Below are 13,764 nucleotides of genomic sequence, written 5' to 3'. Positions count from 1 at the left end.
GCCGGATCGTGTAAGGAAAGGGAGGAAGCCTTGCCCGAGACCCGCCATGTGGATCGCGTGGTCCGCGCGTCGCAATCGCCGGCCGCCGTCACGCGTCTGGCCGCAAGCTGGCGCCGCTCGATGGTCAAGCACGGGCTGGACCCGGCCCGGCCCGAACAGTTGCGCCGGATGACCGAACAGGAAACCGCGCTGCGGATTGAGCGCATGGGCGATTTCCTGGCCGTCGCGCGGCCGCAGATCGACCAGCTTTTCCAGCTGGTCTGCGCCACCGGCTGCAACGTCCTGCTGACCGATGCCGATGGCATCGTGCTGGAGCAGCGGGTGAACGAGGCCGACGCCCCGGTGTTTCGCGACTGGGGGTTGTGGCAGGGCGTGGACTGGTCCGAGCCGGCCGAGGGAACCAACGGCATCGGCACCTGCCTCGCCGAGGGGCGGCAGGTCACCATCCATCGCGACGAGCATTTCTATGCCCGCAATACCGCGCTGTCCTGCATCGATGCGCCGATCTGGGGACCGGACGGGCGGCTTCTGGGGGCGCTGGATGTCAGCTCTGCCCGCGCCGATCACACGGAACGCTGGAACGGGCTGATCGCCGCGCAGGTCACGCAAAGCGCCCGCCAGATCGAGGCGGCGTTCTTTCGCGCCTCGTTCCCCGGCGCGCGGATCATCAGCGCCCAGATCCCCGGTCAGGCACCGGGCGCCGAGGATGCGCTTCTGCTCGTGGCGGTGGACCGCGACGATATCGCGATCGGCGCCAACCGCGCCGCGCGCCGCGCCTACGGGCTGGAAAAAGAGGGCGCGCTGCGGCCGCGCCCGGCTTCCGACCTGCTCGGCCGCGAGGACAGCGCGACCGGCTTTGAAAAGGCCGAGCGCGCCGCCGTGATTCGCGCGCTGACCCGGGCCGAGGGCAATGTTTCGGCCGCCGCGCGCGCCCTGGGAATCGGCCGCGCGACGCTCTACCGGCGGATGCAGCGGCTGGGCATCGACGGAAATCCCGGCCGACTGTCTCAAACCTGAAACAGTTCGCGCGATGCGCGGCCACAGCCGCGTTGATTTGATGCCCCGCCGGGCGCAGCCTTCCAGATGAGCCGGCCTGATAAGCCGGTCACGAGAGGAGGACATATCATGCCGAACGACCAGACACATGACTTCAAGGGTGTCGATGCGCTGCCCTTTGCGCGGCGCTATGACAACTTTATCGGCGGCGACTGGGTCGCGCCGAAATCCGGCAAGTATTTCACCAACACCACCCCGATCACCGGCGCCGAGATCGGCGAGATCGCCCGCTCGAACGCCGAGGATATCGAGGCCGCGCTGGATGCCGCCCATGCCGCCAAGGACAAGTGGGGTGCGACCTCGCCGGCCGAGCGCTCGAACATCCTGCTGAAGATCGCCGACCGGATGGAGGCGAATCTGGAGCTGCTGGCCACCGCCGAGACCTGGGACAACGGCAAGCCGATCCGCGAGACCATGGCCGCCGACGTGCCGCTGGCCATCGACCATTTCCGCTATTTCGCGGGTGTGCTGCGGTCGCAGGAAGGCAGCATCTCGCAGATCGACAACGACACCGTCGCCTATCACTTCCATGAGCCGCTGGGCGTCGTCGGCCAGATCATCCCGTGGAACTTTCCGCTGCTGATGGCCTGCTGGAAGCTGGCCCCGGCGCTGGCCGCCGGCAATTGCGTGGTGCTGAAACCGGCCGAGCAGACCCCCGCCAGCATCATGGTCTGGGCCAATGTGATCGGCGATCTGCTGCCGCCGGGCGTCCTGAACATCGTCAACGGCTTCGGGCTCGAGGCCGGCAAGCCGCTGGCCAGCAATCCGCGCATCTCGAAGATCGCCTTTACCGGGGAAACCACCACCGGCCGGCTGATCATGCAATACGCGGCGGAGAACCTGATCCCGGTCACGCTGGAACTGGGCGGCAAGTCGCCCAATGTCTTCTTCGCCGATGTCGCGCGCGAGGATGACGATTTCTTCGACAAGGCGCTGGAAGGCTTCACCATGTTCGCGCTGAACCAGGGCGAGGTCTGCACCTGCCCGTCGCGCGTGCTGATCCAGGAATCGATCTATGACAAGTTCATGGAACGCGCCGTCAAGCGCGTGCAGGCGATCAAGCAGGGCGACCCGCGCGACGCCGCCACGATGATCGGCGCCCAGGCCTCCAGCGAGCAGAAGGAAAAGATCCTGAGCTATCTGGATATCGGCCGGAAAGAGGGCGCCGAGGTGCTGACCGGCGGCAAGGCGGCCGATCTGGGCGGCGATCTGTCGGGCGGTCATTACATCGAGCCGACGATCTTCCGTGGCAACAACAAGATGCGGATCTTCCAGGAGGAAATCTTTGGCCCGGTGGTCTCGGTCACCACCTTCAAGGATCAGGCCGAGGCGCTTGAGATCGCCAATGACACGCTTTACGGCCTTGGCGCCGGTGTCTGGTCGCGCGAGGCGAATGTCTGCTACCAGATGGGCCGCGGCATCAAGGCCGGGCGCGTCTGGACCAACTGCTATCACGCCTATCCGGCCCATGCGGCATTCGGCGGCTACAAGCAGTCGGGCATCGGGCGTGAAACCCACAAGATGATGCTGGATCATTATCAGCAGACCAAGAACATGCTGGTCAGCTATTCGCCCAAGAAGCTGGGCTTCTTCTGATCCGCAAGCCGGCCGCGGGGCGGGTCCGGCCCGCCCCTGCCACCCCTTTGTCTGATGACCGAACCATTCAGGAGATTTTTACGTGACCAAGACCATGAAGGCCGCCGTCGTGCGCGAATTCGGCAAACCGCTCAGCATCGACGAGGTCCCCATCCCCGAACCCGGCCCCGGCATGATCCAGGTGGCGATCCAGGCCTCGGGCGTGTGCCACACCGATCTGCACGCGGCCGAGGGCGACTGGCCGGTGAAGCCCAATCCGCCCTTCATTCCGGGGCATGAGGGCGTGGGCTTTGTCTCGGCCGTGGGCGCCGGCGTCAAGCATGTGAAAGAGGGCGACCGCGTCGGCGTGCCCTGGCTTTACACCGCCTGCGGCTATTGCCGGCATTGTCTGGGCGGCTGGGAAACCCTGTGCGAAAGCCAGCAGAATACCGGCTATTCGGTGAATGGCGGTTTCGCGGATTATGTCGTGGCCGATCCGAATTATGTCGGCCATCTGCCGAAGGGGGTCGATTTTCTGGAAATCGCCCCGGTGCTTTGCGCCGGTGTCACCGTCTACAAGGGGCTGAAGGTCACCGATACCAAGCCCGGCGACTGGGTGGTCATCTCGGGGATCGGCGGTCTGGGCCATATGGCGGTGCAATATGCCAGGGCCATGGGGCTGAACGTCGCCGCCGTCGATATCGACGACGCCAAGCTGGACTTTGCCCGCAAGCTGGGCGCGACGGTTACCGTCAATGCCGCGACCGACCCCGATCCCGCCGCCGCGATCAAGCGCGAAACCGGCGGTGGCGCGCAGGGGGCGCTGGTCACCGCGGTCAGCCCCAAGGCGTTCTCCCAGGCCGTGGGCATGGTCGCGCGCGGCGGCACCGTGTCGCTGAACGGCCTGCCGCCGGGCGATTTCCCGCTGGATATCTTTGGCATGGTGCTGAACGGGATCACCGTGCGCGGCTCGATCGTGGGCACGCGGCTGGACCTGCAGGAATCGCTGGATTTCGCCGCCGAAGGCAAGGTCAAGGCCAATGTGCACAGCGGCAGGCTGGAGGATGTGAACGACATCTTCGCGCGCATGCACAAGGGCCAGATCGAGGGCCGGGTGGTCCTGGACCTGACGGCCTGACCATGGCCGAGGACCGCGTCACCGCCACCCCCGCCGCGCTGGAACTGCTGGCCGAGATCGTCGCCGAGCACGGGCCGGTGCTGTTTCACCAGTCGGGAGGTTGCTGCGACGGGTCCTCGCCCATGTGCTATGCGCAGGGCGACTTTCGCGTCGGCGAACGCGACGTGAAGCTGGGCGAGATCGGCGGCATGCCCTTCTACATCTCGGCCAGCCAGTACGAGGCGTGGAAACATACCCGGCTGATCATCGACATGGTGCCCGGTCGCGGCGGCATGTTCAGCCTGGACAATGGCCGCGAGCGGCGTTTCCTGACCCGATCCGAGATCTGCGAGATCTGAACCCGCGCCCTGTCAGGTATTCCTCTGCCCCCGCTTGACAGGGCGCGGCCTAGCGGCAAGCCTGCCGGGGCACAGCCAGGGGAAAACGTCATGCGAAACGACGACACGGGGCAGAACACCGGCACCGTCCGGGTCAGCGGCTATCTGAAATGCGCCTCCGAGGCCGAGGCGGAAATCCTGCGCGCGCACCTGCCCGAGCATGTCCGCCTGACCCGCGCCGAGCCGGGCTGCCTGTCCTTCGAGGCGCGGGCAACCGATGATCCGATGGTCTGGCGGCTGGACGAGGAATTCACCGACGCGGCCGCGTTCAAGGCGCATCAGGCCCGCACCCGGGATTCGGAATGGGCGCGGGTCTCGGCCGCGATCGCGCGCGATATTCAGGTCTCGACCGGGGGCTAAGGCGCCTCTGACGAATCTTGCGGCCGCTGCAACAGAGCATATTGGAGCCGACGAATCTTCCGGCTAGGATCGGTTTCATGACAGGTTCGGCGCAGATCTGGGCAGACGACAGCAAGCGGTTCGTGGTCGCGACCGATCGCGGCGACATACCCGTGGTCGTGGCCGCGCCATCGGGCAGCCCGCGCGGCACGGTGCTTCTGGTCCATGGCCGCAATGGCGCGCCCGGCCAGCCGCAGATCGCCGAGATTGCCGAGGCCTATCTGGCCCGCGGCTGGCGCGTCGCCGCGCCCGAACTGCCCAATTCCATCGCCCTGCCGCTGTCCGGCCCGCCCGAGCAGGTGACATTCTCGGGCCATACCAGCGCCGCCGCCGGGGTCTGGACCTGGCTCGCCCGGCAATGGCCGGACGCGCCGCGCGCCCTGTCCGGCCACAGCATCGGCGCCTATGCGATCGCGCATCTGGCCGCCGCATCGCCCGAGACGCATCACGTCCTTGCCGTCTCGCCGCCGCTTTCCGGCCGCGTGCTGCTGGCGGCGCGCGAGGCAATGGGCCCCGCCGCGATCGAGGCGGTCAAACGCGAGGCGCCGGGCTATTTCGCCGAGATGGAGGCGGCCGACGCCGCCCCCGCCCTGGCCCGCATCGCCGCGCCGCTGGCGGTGGTCACCGGCGCCGAGGACGGGCTCGTGCCGCTCAAGGACGCGCGCGCCTATTTCAGCGCGGCGCCGAACGGGCGTTTCTTTGCCGCGCTGCCGGGTCAGCACCATTGCCCGATGGGCGAGGAATGCGGCCGGGTGCTTACGGATGCCCTGATGGCGCTTGGCGCCTGAGCATGGGCCGACCCGATCCCGGCTGGATCGAGGCGCAGCGGCTGGCATCGGCGCGCGCCATGCGCGGCGCCTGCTCGGCCACGCATCTGACCCGTCACCGCGCAGGCTTCGGCTGGACGCTGCGCCCGGCGGCCGGCTCGATGCTGGCCTCGCCGCGCATGGCGGGCTGGGACCCCGAGCCGGATTATTTTCACCATTGGGTCCGCGATTCCGCCATCGTCCTGCGCGCCGTGCCGCTGGCCATCGCGACGGAGCCCGGGACGCGGGCCTTCTGGCGGCAGCATCTGGCGGATTTCATCGGCTTTTCGCTCTCCATCTCGGATCCCGGGCGGCGCGGGCCGGCGCGGAACCCGCTGCGCGTGACGACCCGCGCCAGCCATGCGCAATATCTGCGCGCGGATGCGGAACTGGCGGCATTAAGCGGCGCCGGCTGGCTGGAAGAGCCGCGCGTCGCGGCCGATGGCACGCCCGATCCCGAACAATGGAGCCGGCCGCAGGACGATGGCCCGGCGCTGCGCGCCTCGGCCGTGATGGAAATGCTGGACCTGCTGCCCGACACCGCCCGGCCCGGGGCCGAGGCGCTGATTGCCCGCGACCTGACCCATACGGCGCGGATCGCGGGCCGGCCCTGCATCGGCCCGTGGGAGGAAACGCCGCCCCGCCGCACGACCTTTACCCTGCTGGCGCAATGGGACGCGCTCGACCGGGGTTGCGCGCAGGGGCGCGAGGGTGCCCCCGATTCGCCGCTCCGCGCCGCTGCCGACCGGGTGGCGGCGCTGCTGGCGGCGGCCGAGGACCCGGCGACCGGCGGCTGGCGCGAAAGCGTCGAGGCCCCTGCGGGGCGGCTGGATGCGGCCACCTGTCTTGCGATCCTGCATGCCGGGCGCCATTCGGGGCCGTTTGCCATCACCCATCCGCGCATGCGCGCCACCATGGCCGCGCTGGAGGCGGGCTTTGCCGATCTCTATCCGATCAATCGCGACCGGCCGGTGGCGGCCATCGGCCGCTGGCTCGGGGATGCCTATTTCGACGGCAATCCCTGGTATCCGGCGACGCTGGGCTTTGCCGAGCTGCATTACCGCATCGCCGCCACCGGCGAGCCCGGGGCATTCGCCAGGGCCGAGGCCTGGATGCATCTGATCCAGCAGGTCGCGCCGCAACCCGCCGGGCCGCTGCCGGAACAGTTCGACCGCCGCGACGGCAGGCCGGTCTCGTGCCTTGACCTTGCCTGGTCGGCGGCGGCCTTTCTGGCGGCGGCGGCGGCGCGGGACATGGCGCTTCAGGCGCGGGCGGGGTCCAGATAGGGCGCGGAAAAGCCAAGCGCGCGCAAGCCCCGCCGGATCTCGGGCCGGCCCGAGACCAGCCGCCACAAAAGCCCCGAGCGGTGGTTTTCCAGCCCGATCACGATGGGCGCCTGATCGATCGCGAGCCGGCTTTCGGCCACCCAGTCACGGGTCAGGCTGAAGGCGTCGACAAAGCCCGCCTCGCCCCAGATCCGCCCGCCCAGATCGTCATGCAGATGGCGCAGCACCGGCATCGCCTCGTCGGGCGCAAAGGGAAACGAGGACAGCGCGGCGGTGGGCGTGATGGTGCCGGTATCCTCGGTCGGGGAATGGGCGACATAGCCATCCGGGTCGTCGCTGGCGGTCAGCCCCCAGCAATCCGGCCCGTATCCCGCCCAGCCCTGCGGATTGGTCAGGCAATGATGTCGGTTCACCAGCGCATGCGCCCGCGCCTGCGCGCCGTAATCGGCATAGGTGTCGCGCAACCCGCGCGGGTCGATCCCCAGAAACGGGTATTGCGACAGAAACAGCGGCCCGCCCCAGTCCGGGCCCAGCGGCAGCACCGTGCCGCCATAGCTGCGGCCATTGCGAAAGGCCGGCGCCCGGGCCCAGCTGTCGTGATAGGAGGCAGCCGGGATCGGGTGGCTTTGCGACCCGGCGCCAAGGATGAAAACCGGCAGTGCCTCGTTCCAGCCCCGGATCGGCAGCGCCTCGGGCTTCCACGGGCGATCCGGGTGGCGATGCCACATCACCGCCCCATCCTCGCGCAGATGCGCCGCCCAGTTCACGGCGTCGAACAATGCCTCGATCCGCGCGGTGACCGAGGGTTCTTCGGCAAAGAACGCCGCCGCGCCCAGAAGGCCCAGCATGAGAAACGCCGTCTCGACCAGATCGCCGCCATCGTCGCCGGGCATGAAGGGCAGGACGCGCCCGGTGCTGCCATGCAGGAAATGCGGAAACACCCCGTCGAAACGGTCGGCGGTTTCCAGAAAACCCAGCAGCCGCACGACCCGGTCGAGGATCTCGCGCCTTGGCCGCCAGCCGCGTTCGGCGGCGACGATCTGCGCCAGCAGGCCAAAGCCGGTGCCGCCGGTGCAGACCGTTTCCTCGACATCATAGCCAAAGGCGCCGCCGCTGCGTTCGCGCGCCATGCCGCTGACAGGGTGGCTCCAGTCAAGGAAATAGAGCGCAGTCGCCTGCGCCACGCGGTCGCGCAGCGCGGCGTCGTCAAGGCCCCGGATCAGTCCAGCCATGTCAGTTCCACCATTTGCGTATCGCGGCTGTTGGGGCCGACATGCAGCCGGATCAGGCCCGGATCGCGCAGCCATTCCACCGCGTCCAGCGCGGGCGCGACGGGATAGCGGAACTGTTCGGCGCGGACCTGAAAGACGACCTCACGGCTTTCGCCGGGACCCAGCCCGACCTGCCGGAAATCGATCAGCCAGCGTTCGGGGCGCGTGACCCGGGCCACCGGGTCGCTGGCGTAAAGCTGCGCCGTCTCGGTCATTCGCGCCGCGCCGGCATTGCGGATGGTCACGCGCAGCTCCACGACCTGATCGGACGGGGCGGCGTTTTCAGACAGGCGCGGCGGGTCATACGCGATCCGGCCATAGCCGAGGCCGAAGCCAAAGGGAAAAGGCCGCGTATCGTCGGGCAGGTCCAGCCAGCCGGTGCGGAACTTGGCGAAATGGCCGGGATCGGGCCGGCCGGTCGGCTCGGCGGCATGCGACAGCGGCATCTGGCCGGGATGGGCGGGCAGGGTGGCCGCCAGCCGCCCCGCCGGGCTGGCCGCGCCAAAGAGCAGATCCGCCACGCCCTCGGGTCCCGCGACGCCGCCATGCCAGGCGTAAAGCAGCGCATCGGCCTGGGTCGCGACCTCGCCCAGGGCCAGCGGCCGGCCGGCAAAGACCACCACCACCAGCGGCTTGCCCAGCCCGGCCAGCGCCGCGATCAGCCGGCATTGCGGGGCGGGCAGGCAGGGCGACAGGACCGAGGAGGATTCGCCCGCATGTTCCCTGGCCTCGCCCACCGCCGCCACGATCACATCCGCCGCGCGGCCGGCGGCCAGCGCCTCGGCCAGCAATTCCGGCTCGGGTCGCGGGTCGCGGGTCACGGTCACGCCATGCACATTCAGCCGCTGTTCCAGCCATGGCTCATCGACGATATTCGCGCCCCATGCGCGCGCAGGCGCGCGCCCGGTCAGCGCGGCCACGGCCTCGTGCAGCGGCACGACATCCCGGGCGCTGCCCGAGACCGACCATGTGCCCAGCATATTCGCCCGATCCGCCGCCATCGGGCCGATCAAGGCAACCCTGGCCGAGCGCGACAAGGGCAATGTCCCGTCATTCTTCAGCAGCACGGCGGCCCGGGCGGCGGCCCGGCGCGCCAGATCGCGGCCCGCCTGTCGCGCGGGCGCCGGGGTGGTGCCGTCCAGCCCGCGAAACGGATCGTCCAGCAGCCCCAGCCGTTCCTTGAATTGCAGCACCCGGCGGCAGGCGCGGTCGATCAGCGCGACGATCCCGCTGGCGGGCAGCGACAGCCCGGCCTCGGGCGCGTCCAGCCCGTCTTCGGCCAGCGCCGGCAGTTCGCGCAGATAATCCTCGCCCACCATGTCCATGTCGATGCCGGCCTGCAGCGCCCGCGCCACCACCACCGGCGCCGGGCCAAGCCCATGCGCCGACAGTTCCCGCACGCCGGTATAGTCCGAGACCACCAGCCCGGCAAAGCCGGCGCGCCCGCGCAGCCAGCCCTCGACCAGCGGCTCATGGGCGTGCATCGGCAGCTTGTTGACCGCGTTGAAGGCGGTCATGACACAGGCCGCGCCCGCCGCGATCCCGGCCTCGAAGGGCGGCAGATAGATCGACAGCAGATCCTCCCATGCAAGGCTGACATTGTCGTAATCCCGGCCGCTCTGGGGCGCGCCATAGGCGACGAAATGCTTGAGGCAGGCGGCCAGCCGGCCCGGCCCGGCCGGGTCCTGGCCCTGAAAGCCGCGCGTCGCGGCTTCGGCGATGCGCGCGGCCAGCAGCGGGTCCTCGCCCGGGCCTTCGGCGACCCGGCCCCAGCGGGGATCGCGGCTGATGTCGATCATCGGCGCAAAGGCCAGATGCAGCCCCTCGGCCGCGGCCTCGGCGGCGGCGAAAGCGGCGGTGTCCTCGATCAGGGTCATGTCCCAGCTGCAGGCCAGCGCGATATTCAGCGGAAAGACCGTGCGATGCCCGTGGATCACGTCCTCGGCAAAGAAAAGCGGGATTTTCAGCCGCGACCCGGCCAAGGCGCGTTCCTGCATGGCCCGCGCGCTGGCCAGCGACTTGGTGCCGAAGATCGCGCCGACCTGCCCGGCATCCAGTCGGCCCGACAGGGATGTGGATTGCCCGGCGCCGGTCACCAGCCCTTCGCCGGCGGCCAGCAGGTTCAGCTGGCCGATCTTTTCGGCCAGCGTCATCGCCGCCATGAGTTGCGCGACAGCGCCCTGTTCCTGCATCCGCCCGCCCCTGCTGCGAAGCCCTTATTCCGCCGCGTGCCGGACGGTGATGTAATCGCCGGCCAGACCCGGGCGCAGACGCGCCATGCCGTCGCGAATCTCCAGCGCGGCGGCATAGAACGGCACCCCGTCAGGGTCGCATGGCGGGTATTCCCCGTGCAAGACCGACAGGATCGCCGTGCGGGGCAGGCTGTCGCGCAGGATCAGGTGAAAATCCATCGCGGCATCGGTATCCAGCGCGGCGGTGGCCTCGTCCAGAAGCAGGATGTCGGGTTTCGCCAGCAGGATGCGGGCCAGCACCAGCCGCTGTTTCTGGCCGCCCGACAGCACGTCCCGCCAGTTCCGGCCCTGGTAAAGGCCCTCTTCGAGGCAGTTGATGAAGGATCCCAGCCCCACCCGCGACAGCGCGGCGGCGGCGGCGATATCGGAATGCTGCTCGGGGTGGTCGGGATAGGTGACCAGCGCCTTCAATGTCATCCGGTCGGGAATGTCGGCCTCTTGCCCGGCAAAGAACAGGCGTGCGCCCTCGCGCAGCGAGACCCGCCCCTCGCCATAGGGCCAGAGCCCGGCCACCGCCTTGAGCAGGCTGCTCTTGCCGCAGCCGTTCTGCCCCGACAGGTAGATCCGGTCGCCCGGATAGAGCCGCAGCTTCGGCACCGTCAGGAAGGCCGGCGTGTCATGGCCGCGATGGTGCAGACGCAGCCCCTCGAGCGCCAGCACCGGACCCGAGGGCAGGCGGTCGCGCCGGAACCGGCTGAGGCCGGTCTCGGCATAGAAATCCTGCCGCGCGCGCACCCGCTCGATCGCGTGGGCGACCTCGGTCAGGCGGGCGGCATTGGCGCGCAGCGTGGCGATCGCGGGCATCACGTTGATGAACCAGGACACGTCGCTGATCAGCTCGGCCGTCAGTTCGCTGCTGGCCACGAAATCGCGAAAGCTCATCCGGCCGGCCATATAGGCGGGCAGCGCCGGCAGATAGGCCAGCAGCCGGGCGGACAGGAAATTATAGAGATTGGTAAACATCATCATGCCGGCGGTCAGCCAGTTCTGCTTGCCCCAGGTCCGGTCCAGATCGGCATAGAGCCGGCCGTTGATCCGGCTCTGGGCGCGTTCTCCGCGCGCCGCCGACAGCTGTCCGACGCGGTTCAGCAGGCCGACCCATTCGCCCCGCCAGGCGCCGTCGCGGCGCTGCCGCTGCAGGCTGAGCCGCTCGATGATGCGGCCCAGCCGCCAGGCGATCAAGGTCATCGCTGGGACATAGATCGCGACCAGCGCCAGCGCCAAGAGCGCCGCGCCGCTGTCGCCGGGAACCAGATCGATGCGCCCCGGCCCCAGCCAGCGTTCCAGCGCCGCGTTCGCCTGCGCCCCCCAGCGGTCGAGGAAAGCCACGCTCTGGCTGCGCTCCATCAGCGCGACCGAGACGAAATAGATCGAGGTCAGCGCCCCCCACAGCCCCATCGCCAGCCCGATGACGCCGCCGTAAAGGCTGGCCGAGGATTCGTCGATCCGCTGGTCTATGGCATCGGGCATCCGCGAACTGCCGTTCGATTCCGAGCGGTCGCTCATCAGGTCGAGGGCGATCCGTTCGTCGGCCAGGATCGCGTCATTGAACCGGCCGACCAGCCAGCCCCGCGCGCGCCGGTGAAGCGTCGCCGAGACCAGATGCCTCAGCGCCACCCCGGCCGTCCGGGCCAGAAAAATCGCCAGATAGGCCGCTGCCGCCAGCAGCACCACCCGGACCGGATCGGTCCCCGCCTCGGCACCATGGAAACCCGCCAGCGAGGCCAGAAAACCCGCGCTGGCGATGGCGACCCAGACACTGGCCTTGCTGAGCAATGTGGTGATCGCAAAGACGATCACCGTCAGCACCCATGCCTCGCGCCACCGTTCAGATATCCAATAGGCCGATAACAGACCCCAAAAACCGCTTAACCGCTGCACTTGCCTGCCTCTTTCTTGCTTGCTCTGCCTCCTTGATGCCGTGGCACATCCGTGCCTTGCCGCATGGGCGCGCAAGCGCCTGCGGGCCGATTTTGCCGGCATGTTTCAGGTTTGGTGCCGGTTGCGACAGCGATTCCCCGCGTGTTCGCAATCAGCCTATGAAAATCACAATATCAAATATATGCATGGGCGATAAGTTGCCTATGCATATATCGACATGTCGTTTTGGATAGCTTTTGCGACTGTATCATGTTGGCAACTGTCATAACCCGGCTCTGGGCAGGCCCCGCGCCGGGCGCCGGGCTTTGGCAAATTAACTGCTGGTAGTGTTTCACTTTGAAATTTGACCGTGCGTCGGGCAATCCCCGCATGTAAGCAGAGCGGTAAACATACAGGTGCGCATATGACCGTCCTCGAAAATGTCAGCGATCTCATCAAACGGCAGTCGCCGTTTCCGCTATGCGACGATTGCATCACAGAAAAACTGCGCCTTTCGGTCAGGCAGCACGCTAACCGCAAAACCCGCGAACTGGCCGCCATGCGAGGTTTTGACCGGCGGCGCGATATGTGCTCGTCATGCCGCGCGGAAAAGCTGGTGATCAGATATACCTGAAGGCCCAAAAGGTCAGAAGCGCCCGGCAGAAGTGACCGGCAACGCCTTCAGGATCGCGCAGATCGCGAGCGCCGAGGTTGAAGACGAAAATGCTCAACACCCTGATCCCCTCGCGCCGCCAGCTGGAACAGGCGTTTCCGGGCTTTGCCGTCTCGGCTCTGGTGGCGGCGACGGCGCAGTTCCTCTCGGGGCATTATGGCGCGCCGGCGATGCTGCTGGCGCTGCTTCTGGGGCTGGCGCTGAACTTTCTGGCAGATGACGGCACCCGGACCGCGCCGGGCATCGCCTTCACCTCGCGCACGGTGTTGCGGCTGGGGGTGACGCTGCTGGGCGCGCGCATCTCGGTCGATATGCTGGCGGCGCTTGGCGGCGCCTCGATCGCGCTGGTGGTGGCCGGTGTGGTGCTGACCATCCTGTTCGCGCTGCTGGCGACGCGTTTCGTCGGTCGCGGCTGGCGGTTTGCGCTGCTGACCGGTGGATCGGTCGCGATCTGCGGCGCCTCGGCCGCCATGGCCATCGCCGCCGTCCTGCCCCGGCACGAGAAATCCGAGCGCGATCTGGTCTTTACCGTGCTGTCGGTGACGGTGCTCTCGACCCTTGCCATGGTGCTTTACCCGATGCTGTCGGAAGCCTTTGGCTTTACCGCGCGCGATTCGGGCCTGTTTCTGGGCGGCACGATTCACGATGTCGCGCAGGTCGTCGGCGCCGGTTTCTCGATCAGCCCCGAGGCGGGCGAGGTCGCGACGCTGGTCAAGCTGATCCGCGTCTCGATGCTGGCGCCGGTGGTGCTGTGCTTTTCGCTGGTCATCCGCTGGCGCGGCCTCGCCGATGATGCCGGCGGCGGGTCGCCGCCGCCGCTGCTGCCCGGCTTCATCCTTGGCTTTCTGGTGCTTGCGGCGCTGAACAGCCTTGGCCTGATCCCGGCCGTGCTGGCCGGATGGGCCGGTCAGATCAGCCGCTGGGCGCTGCTGATCGCAATCGCGGCGGTGGGGATCAAGACCTCGCTTCGGAAGATGCTCGGGGTCGGGGGCGGCGCCATCGCGCTGATCGTGGCCGAGACCGTCTTTCTGGCTGCCTTCATCGTCTCCGGGCTGTATTTCCTGGGCTAGG

At 68.3% G+C, this 13,764-nt stretch carries 12 protein-coding genes; 9 read left to right on the top strand and 3 right to left on the bottom strand.

The window, feature by feature from the left end; translation table 11 throughout:
* Window positions 1–30 precede the first annotated feature (30 nt).
* From IT41_RS05950 to IT41_RS05920, 7 genes are all read left to right on the top strand, one after another.
* Window positions 31–1,017 carry a helix-turn-helix domain-containing protein gene (locus IT41_RS05950; protein ID WP_036739456.1) on the top strand — a complete coding sequence of 329 codons (987 nt, stop codon included), beginning with the start codon at window positions 31–33 and terminating at the stop codon, window positions 1,015–1,017.
* Window positions 1,018–1,125: 108 nt separating this feature from the next.
* On the top strand, window positions 1,126–2,652 hold the full coding sequence (gene adh / locus IT41_RS05945) for an aldehyde dehydrogenase (RefSeq protein ID WP_036739454.1): 1,527 nt from the start codon (window positions 1,126–1,128) through the stop codon (window positions 2,650–2,652).
* 82 nt (window positions 2,653–2,734) lie between these two features.
* Window positions 2,735–3,769: an alcohol dehydrogenase AdhP gene (gene adhP / locus IT41_RS05940; RefSeq protein ID WP_036739452.1), complete on the top strand. Its 1,035-nt coding sequence runs from the start codon at window positions 2,735–2,737 to the stop codon at window positions 3,767–3,769.
* Window positions 3,770–3,771: 2 nt separating this feature from the next.
* Window positions 3,772–4,107: a DUF779 domain-containing protein gene (locus IT41_RS05935; RefSeq protein WP_036739450.1), complete on the top strand. Its 336-nt coding sequence runs from the start codon at window positions 3,772–3,774 to the stop codon at window positions 4,105–4,107.
* 90 nt (window positions 4,108–4,197) lie between these two features.
* The gene (locus IT41_RS05930) at window positions 4,198–4,506 is read left to right on the top strand and encodes a putative quinol monooxygenase (RefSeq protein WP_036739447.1); all 309 of its coding nucleotides are present in this window, start codon (window positions 4,198–4,200) and stop codon (window positions 4,504–4,506) included.
* Between the two features lie 77 nt (window positions 4,507–4,583).
* Window positions 4,584–5,333, top strand: coding sequence for an alpha/beta hydrolase (locus IT41_RS05925; protein ID WP_036739445.1), 750 nt, complete (start codon window positions 4,584–4,586; stop codon window positions 5,331–5,333).
* 2 nt (window positions 5,334–5,335) lie between these two features.
* Entirely contained in the window at window positions 5,336–6,637 is a 1,302-nt protein-coding gene (locus IT41_RS05920; protein ID WP_036739442.1) for a glycoside hydrolase family 15 protein, read from the top strand.
* Here IT41_RS05920 and IT41_RS05915 read toward each other — a convergent pair.
* Genes IT41_RS05915 through IT41_RS05905 form a run of 3 tightly spaced genes read right to left on the bottom strand, consistent with a single transcriptional unit; the run spans window position 6,613 to window position 11,969 of the window.
* The gene (locus IT41_RS05915) at window positions 6,613–7,869 is read right to left on the bottom strand and encodes a glucoamylase family protein (protein WP_036739439.1); all 1,257 of its coding nucleotides are present in this window, start codon (window positions 7,867–7,869) and stop codon (window positions 6,613–6,615) included. The genes IT41_RS05920 and IT41_RS05915 overlap by 25 nt on opposite strands.
* A complete protein-coding gene (locus IT41_RS05910) occupies window positions 7,857–10,100 on the bottom strand; it encodes a glycoside hydrolase family 3 N-terminal domain-containing protein (protein ID WP_036739643.1) in 2,244 nt (747 codons plus the stop codon). The genes IT41_RS05915 and IT41_RS05910 overlap by 13 nt, the downstream gene beginning before the upstream one ends.
* A 24-nt stretch (window positions 10,101–10,124) precedes the next feature.
* On the bottom strand, window positions 10,125–11,969 hold the full coding sequence (locus IT41_RS05905) for an ATP-binding cassette domain-containing protein (RefSeq protein WP_081967474.1): 1,845 nt from the start codon (window positions 11,967–11,969) through the stop codon (window positions 10,125–10,127).
* A gap of 475 nt (window positions 11,970–12,444) precedes the next feature.
* Between IT41_RS05905 and IT41_RS05900 the strand changes: the two genes are divergently transcribed.
* Together IT41_RS05900 and IT41_RS05895 are read left to right on the top strand one after the other, a co-directional pair.
* Window positions 12,445–12,654, top strand: coding sequence for a hypothetical protein (locus IT41_RS05900; RefSeq protein WP_036739437.1), 210 nt, complete (start codon window positions 12,445–12,447; stop codon window positions 12,652–12,654).
* Between the two features lie 89 nt (window positions 12,655–12,743).
* Window positions 12,744–13,763, top strand: coding sequence for a YeiH family protein (locus tag IT41_RS05895; protein WP_036739435.1), 1,020 nt, complete (start codon window positions 12,744–12,746; stop codon window positions 13,761–13,763).
* Window position 13,764: the final 1 nt, after the last annotated feature.

Source organism: Paracoccus halophilus (assembly GCF_000763905.1).
Lineage (GTDB): Bacteria > Pseudomonadota > Alphaproteobacteria > Rhodobacterales > Rhodobacteraceae > Paracoccus > Paracoccus halophilus.
The sequence above is the reverse complement of the archived record's forward strand: the minus strand, read 5'-3'. Positions and strand labels throughout refer to the sequence as shown.